The 6,442-nt window shown below is 37.2% G+C and carries 8 protein-coding genes; all 8 read right to left on the bottom strand.

The window, feature by feature from the left end; genetic code table 11:
* Nucleotides 1–434: 434 nt before the first annotated feature.
* Nucleotides 435–1,934 carry a lysine--tRNA ligase gene (gene lysS / locus ACX5JI_RS25710; RefSeq protein WP_459503806.1) on the bottom strand — a complete coding sequence of 500 codons (1,500 nt, stop codon included), beginning with the start codon at nt 1,932–1,934 and terminating at the stop codon, nt 435–437.
* Nucleotides 1,935–2,098: 164 nt separating this feature from the next.
* Entirely contained in the window at nt 2,099–3,097 is a 999-nt protein-coding gene (gene dusB / locus ACX5JI_RS25705) for a tRNA dihydrouridine synthase DusB (protein WP_459503805.1), read from the bottom strand.
* Between the two features lie 23 nt (nt 3,098–3,120).
* Nucleotides 3,121–3,324 carry a helix-turn-helix domain-containing protein gene (locus tag ACX5JI_RS25700; RefSeq protein WP_459503804.1) on the bottom strand — a complete coding sequence of 68 codons (204 nt, stop codon included), beginning with the start codon at nt 3,322–3,324 and terminating at the stop codon, nt 3,121–3,123.
* Nucleotides 3,276–3,791 (bottom strand): 2-amino-4-hydroxy-6-hydroxymethyldihydropteridine diphosphokinase, encoded by a 516-nt coding sequence (gene folK / locus ACX5JI_RS25695; RefSeq protein ID WP_459503803.1) that lies wholly within the window; start codon nt 3,789–3,791, stop codon nt 3,276–3,278. The genes ACX5JI_RS25700 and folK overlap by 49 nt, the downstream gene beginning before the upstream one ends.
* Nucleotides 3,788–4,150, bottom strand: coding sequence for a dihydroneopterin aldolase (gene folB / locus ACX5JI_RS25690; protein WP_459503802.1), 363 nt, complete (start codon nt 4,148–4,150; stop codon nt 3,788–3,790). The genes folK and folB overlap by 4 nt, the downstream gene beginning before the upstream one ends.
* On the bottom strand, nt 4,151–5,011 hold the full coding sequence (gene folP, locus ACX5JI_RS25685) for a dihydropteroate synthase (RefSeq protein WP_459503800.1): 861 nt from the start codon (nt 5,009–5,011) through the stop codon (nt 4,151–4,153).
* On the bottom strand, nt 4,968–5,858 hold the full coding sequence (gene pabC / locus ACX5JI_RS25680) for an aminodeoxychorismate lyase (protein ID WP_459503799.1): 891 nt from the start codon (nt 5,856–5,858) through the stop codon (nt 4,968–4,970). The genes folP and pabC overlap by 44 nt, the downstream gene beginning before the upstream one ends.
* Nucleotides 5,852–6,439: an aminodeoxychorismate/anthranilate synthase component II gene (pabA, locus tag ACX5JI_RS25675; protein WP_459503798.1), complete on the bottom strand. Its 588-nt coding sequence runs from the start codon at nt 6,437–6,439 to the stop codon at nt 5,852–5,854. Before pabA ends, pabC begins: the two co-directional genes overlap by 7 nt.
* Nucleotides 6,440–6,442 lie beyond the last annotated feature (3 nt).

Below are 6,442 nucleotides of genomic sequence, written 5' to 3'. Positions count from 1 at the left end.
GCCGCCAGCGTTCATCCTGAGCCAGGATCAAACTCTCCAATAAAGTTAGTTTGTCTAGCATCTAAAATAAAAATTGACGTTTCACGTTGTTTGTTTCGTTCAGTTTTCAAAGAACTCTCTTGCCGCCGAAGCGACTTTATTAATATAACACTTTGTTATATTTTCGTCAACAACTTTTTTTATTTAAAAAGTTGTTTTCGTTTGTTTTCCGTGTTGTCTTTCGTGACAACGAATATAAATATACCAGTTCATTTATTAAAATGCAATAGTTTTTTTAATAAAATTTTTAACATAATAAAAAAGTATAAAACTAGTATCAAATCCCCACACAAAAGCAGCTTTCTTCTATATAGAAAACAATTCATTTAAACTTCACTATACTAGAAAACAAAATAACAAAAAGAAAAGCTTTGGAGAAATCTCCAAAGCTTAAATTAATCTTGTTTATGACGCATTGCCGGGAATAACAGCACATCACGAATAGATGGTGCATTTGTTAATAGCATAACAAGACGGTCAATACCAATTCCAAGTCCACCTGTAGGAGGCATACCGTACTCAAGTGCTTCAATATAATCATCGTCCATCATATGCGCTTCGTCATTACCTTGCTCACGCTCTTTTAATTGTGCTTCAAAACGCTCTTTTTGATCGATCGGATCATTTAATTCTGTAAATGCATTTGCATGTTCACGTGCCACAATGAATAATTCGAAACGATCTGTAAAGCGTGGATCCTCATCATTCTTTTTCGCAAGAGGAGAAATTTCCACTGGGTGACCATAAATAAACGTAGGCTGGATTAACTTTTCTTCTACCTTCTGTTCGAAGAATTCATTAATAATATGACCAACTTCCATTGTATCTTTAATTTCCACACCGTGTTCTTTTGCTAATTCACGCGCTTCTTCTACACTCATCGGATTCCAGAAATCTGCTCCAGAATATTCTTTAATTGCATCCACCATATGAAGACGTGTCCATTCTGGTTCTAAATTAATTTCTTGTTCCCCATATTGGATTGTTGTTGTACCTAGTACTTGTTTCGCAATATGAGCAATCATATTTTCTGTTAGTTTCATAATATCTTTATAGTCAGCATACGCTTCATATAATTCAATCATTGTAAATTCAGGATTGTGACGTGTTGATACACCTTCATTACGGAATACGCGACCAATTTCGTATACTTTCTCTAAACCACCCACAATAAGGCGCTTTAAGTGTAATTCAATTGCAATACGCATATATAATTCCATATCTAATGCATTATGATGTGTAACGAATGGACGAGCAGATGCTCCGCCCGCAATCGCATGCATCATCGGTGTCTCCACTTCAAGATAGCCATTATCATCTAAGTATCTTCTCATTTCACGAATGATTTTACTACGAGTAACAAATGTTTCGCGGCTTTCCATGTTTGTAATTAAATCTAAGTAACGTTGACGATAGCGTTGTTCAACATCCTTCAATCCATGATATTTATCTGGAAGTGGACGAAGTGCTTTCGTTAATAACGTAAAGCCTGTTGCCTTTACTGAAAGTTCCCCTACGTTTGTTTTGAAAACTTTCCCTTCAATTCCTACTAAATCACCTAAATCAGCTATCTTAAATAATTCATACTGCTCATCACCAACAGCATCCTTACGAACATAAATTTGAACTTGTCCGTGTAAATCTTGAATGTGTGCAAAACCAGCTTTCCCTTTACCGCGTTTTGTCATAATACGTCCAGCAATAGAAACAGAGATTTCTTTCTCTTCTAACTCTTCTTTAGAGAACTCTCCATATAAGTTTAATAATTCTTTCGTTGAATTCGTACGTTCAAAACGTTTACCAAACGGATCGATTCCTTGTTCACGTAAATTATGTAACTTCTCGCGACGAACAAGCAATTGGTCATTCAATTCTTCGTGGTTCATGTTATCCATGGTATTGATATCACTCCAGCTCTATTAAATTTTACAATATATATAGTATATCATTTTCTACTCAACTAGAAAAACTGCCAGTAGTATACTGGCAGTTCTCCTTACTTTCACGTAATTATAGAAATTGCGCGGAAGAATGTCAATCACTCCCGCCCACTTTCTTCTTAACCAACGTGAATTGTTTTTTGTTTCGCTTCTACTTCCTCTACAAATGCACCTAATAAAGAAGCAAGATCTTGACGCGTATTACAAATATTAATCCCATTACGTACTCTTGCATTACCACGAACATTTTTTAAATACCAAGCTGCGTGCTTTCTCATTTCCCTTACTGCAATATCTTCATTTTTCAGATCAATAAGACGATCTAAGTGAAGCATACATACATCAATCTTCTCACGCACTGTTGGTTCCGGTAATAACTCCCCTGTTTCTAAGTATTTTACTGTACGATAAATCATCCAAGGGTTACCAAGAGCCGCTCGTCCAATCATAACACCATCCACACCAACTTCATCAAGCATGCGTTTCGCATCTTGAGGTGTTTCTACATCGCCATTTCCGATAACAGGAATATTTACAGATTGTTTTACTTGCTTAATGATGTCCCAATCTGCTTTTCCTTCGTACATTTGAACACGTGTACGTCCATGAACCGCTACCGCTTGACCGCCTGCACGTTCAACAGCTCTAGCATTTTCAATCGCAAAAATGTGGTCTTCATCCCAACCAATACGCATTTTAACTGTCACTGGCTTTTCAACAGCATCCACAACCGCAGCTACCATTTCATATACTTTATTCGGATCTAATAACCACTTCGCTCCAGCATCACACTTTGTAATTTTCGGAACTGGGCAGCCCATATTAATATCAATAATATCCGCCGTTGTGTTTTTATCTACATATTTTGCAGCACCCACAAGCGTTTCTTTCTCACCACCAAAAATTTGTAAACTTAGTGGCTTCTCTCTCTCATCGATATATAACATATCTAATGTTTTTTTGTTATTAAATAAAATCGCCTTATCACTTACCATTTCAGCACATACTAAACCTGCACCAAATTCTTTTACTGTTAAACGGAATGCAGAGTTACATACTCCCGCCATCGGTGCTAGTACAACTGGGTTTTTCATTTCAATGTTTGCAATTTTCAACACTCGACTATCACCTTCCTTTATCCTCACTTTGGCATTAATTCATCTATTGAAATATTTAATGTCTTAGCAACTTCTATTACAAAATCTTGAGAAGGGGTTCTATTCCCTCTCTCAACTTCTCCTAAAACAGATACAGATACCCCTAATTCCTTCGCAAAGCCTTCCTGCGTATAACCTTTTAATTTCCGAAAAGCACGAATGCGTCTTCCCCATTTTTCTGCTTCCATACCGTTACTCCCTCTCGCCTTTTCATTTCATCTACTTGTGAATGTGAAATGTCTTGTTTTATATCTGGATTAATCTCTAACAACGGAACGATAACAAAAGCTCTTTCGAACATCCGCGGATGCGGAACAATGAGATTCTCTGCTTCAATATTCTCTTGATTATAGAGCAAGATGTCAAGGTCAATGGTTCGTGGTCCCCACCTAAATTTCCTTTTTCTCCCTAAATCATTCTCAACTCTTTGCGTTATTTCCAACAACTCTTGCGGCATTAAATTGGTAGAAATTTTTATAACTAGATTTAAAAACCGATTTTGATCTGTATATCCCACCGGATCCGTTTCATACACAGAAGAAACAGCCTCCACTTGAATATACGGATTCTGTTTTAACAACTCAATTGCTCCCAATAAATAAGCATAACGATCACCAATATTTGACCCTAACGCAACATATGCTATATTTTTCATGATCTTTCTCTCATAATTTCTACCGCCACAGCACGGTAATGCCCTGGTATTGGCGGATCCGGTTTAACAACCTTTACTGTACAGCGCAAAATACTTACGTACTGATTTAATATATTCGCCGCTATATTTTCTGCAATGCTTTCTACAAGCTTATACGTTTGATCCTCAACCACTTGCTTGCAAAGTCCAAAGAGTTCCCCATAATTTACCGAATGCTCTAAGTTATCACTTTCGCCCGCTTGTTTTAAATCCAGCTCCACTGTTAAATCCACTTTAAATCTTTGTCCTAGTTTATTCTCTTCTGGAAATACACCATGATAACCGTAAAATTCCATATCATGGATATAAATTTTATCCAATCACTTTCCCCCCTTACCAATCATTGCATCCATCATCTTCGCCATACGTGCCATTTCTTTTACATCGTGCACTCGGATCATTTCACAGCCTTTTTCAATACCAAGACATACCGAAGCCCCAGTACCTTCTACACGTTCCTCTACTGGTAAATCTAAAATATGACCAATAAATGATTTTCTAGAAGTCGCAAGAAGAACTGGATACCCTAATACGTTTAGCTTTTCTAAATGACGCATCACTTCTAAATTTTGTTCTGCCGTCTTCGCAAAACCGATACCTGGATCTAACATGATATTTTCATCAGGTACACCCGCATCTTTGGCAATTTTAACACTCTCATATAAATCCGCAATCATATCAGCCATCAGGTTACGGTAATTTGTATTATCACGATTATGCATTAAAATAATCGGTACATTATAATGCGCTGCGACTTCCGCAATTTTCGGTTCAGCCTTCGCTCCCCATATATCATTAATAACATGAGCACCCGCTTCAATTGCTCGCTTAGCTACTTCAGCTTTATACGTATCAATAGAAATAGGTACTTTTACTTCTTTCGAAACCGCGCGAATCATTGGAATTACACGTCCTAACTCTTCTTCCACCGAAACTTTCGCGAAACCAGGACGAGTTGATTCCCCGCCAATATCAATAATATCGGCACCGTCTTTCACCATTTCTTTCGCACGCCTTACAGCGGCATTCACCTCATCATAGTTTCCACCATCTGAGAATGAATCTGGTGTAACATTTAAAATCCCCATGATTAATGTCTTTTTATTTAAATCTAATGTATATTCGCCACAGCGCAAATCATAGTTCCACTTCACCTTGCACATCTCCTCTCCACAATTCATTCCGGCTCCAAAGCTTTTCTCTATGCATTTCATACACACGCATCAAGTTTTTTGTAACCTCCCCTTCTTTACCCAAGAAATCTTTCTCTTCAATTTGACGAAGTGGCACGATTTCTTGCACAGAATTTGTTACAAATACCTCGTCTGCGGAAAGTAATTCATCTTTCGTAAAGAAACCTTCCTCTACTTGCATATTTAATACTTCAGCAATCTTTATAATAAAAGCGCGAGTAATTCCATTTAAAATTCCAGTTTCAAGCGAAGGCGTATATAAAACACGGCCCTTCACAAAAAAGAGATTCGAAACAATTCCTTCCGCTACATGTCCCGATTTAGTAAAGAAAATCCCCTCTTTACTTACAACATTTCCGATTTCTCGCTTTCCTAAAATGTTATTTAAGTAGTGATGAGATTTTAATCGAAATGCCCCTTCTGGCGTATTTCGCACTTGTCTCAAAATAACCCCTTCCTTTTCTACCACTACACTAGGGGCAGCCAAAGGCTTTATAAATACAATAACGGAAGGCTCTTCATAAACCTCTGTTTGTAAACCTATTTCGTCTATACCAGCCGATACATTCAAACGCACATACGCATGATTCAGCTTATTCCTTAAAAGTAACTCCTGTAAAATATAACAAACATCATCTTTTGTCATCGTCCACTTAATTTGTAGCATAGAAAGAGCGTCCATTAAACGTTCATAGTGATCATCTAATAAAAATGGATGACCGTCATAAATGCGAAACGTTTCAAAAACACCTAATCCATATAAATATCCATGATCATATGGAGAGATCTTCGCTTTATTCGCTTCTACATATGTTCCATTCACATAAATTAACATGATGATACACGCAAGCTATAACTACGAATAAAGTTCCGTAGTAACTCTTTTCCATGAGAAGTCATAATAGACTCTGGGTGAAATTGTACTCCTTCAATCGGCAATGTTTTATGACGAAGCGCCATAATCTCACCCTCTTCTGTCCAAGATGTTACTTCTAAACATTCTGGCAATGTTTCCTTTTTGACAATAAGAGAATGGTAACGAGTTGCCGTAAATGGATTTGGAATCTCAGAAAAAATTGTTTTCCCATCATGATACATCTGAGACGTTTTTCCGTGCATTAAACGCTCTGCGCGAACAACATCACCTCCGAACACCTGTGCAATTGATTGATGACCTAAACACACCCCAAAAATCGGAATCTTCCCTGCAAAATATTTAATAACTTCCATACTTATACCAGCTTCATTCGGACTACAAGGTCCTGGCGAAATCATTAAAAAGTCTGGTTCCATCTGTTCAATATCCGAAATTGCAACTTCATCATTACGCTTAACTACAAGCTCTTGGCCAAGTTCTCCAAGAAACTGTACTAAATTAAATGTAAAAGAATCATAATTATCAATCATCAATATCATTTC

This window comes from Bacillus sp. C1 (assembly GCF_054570475.1).
The sequence above is the reverse complement of the archived record's forward strand: the minus strand, read 5'-3'. Positions and strand labels throughout refer to the sequence as shown.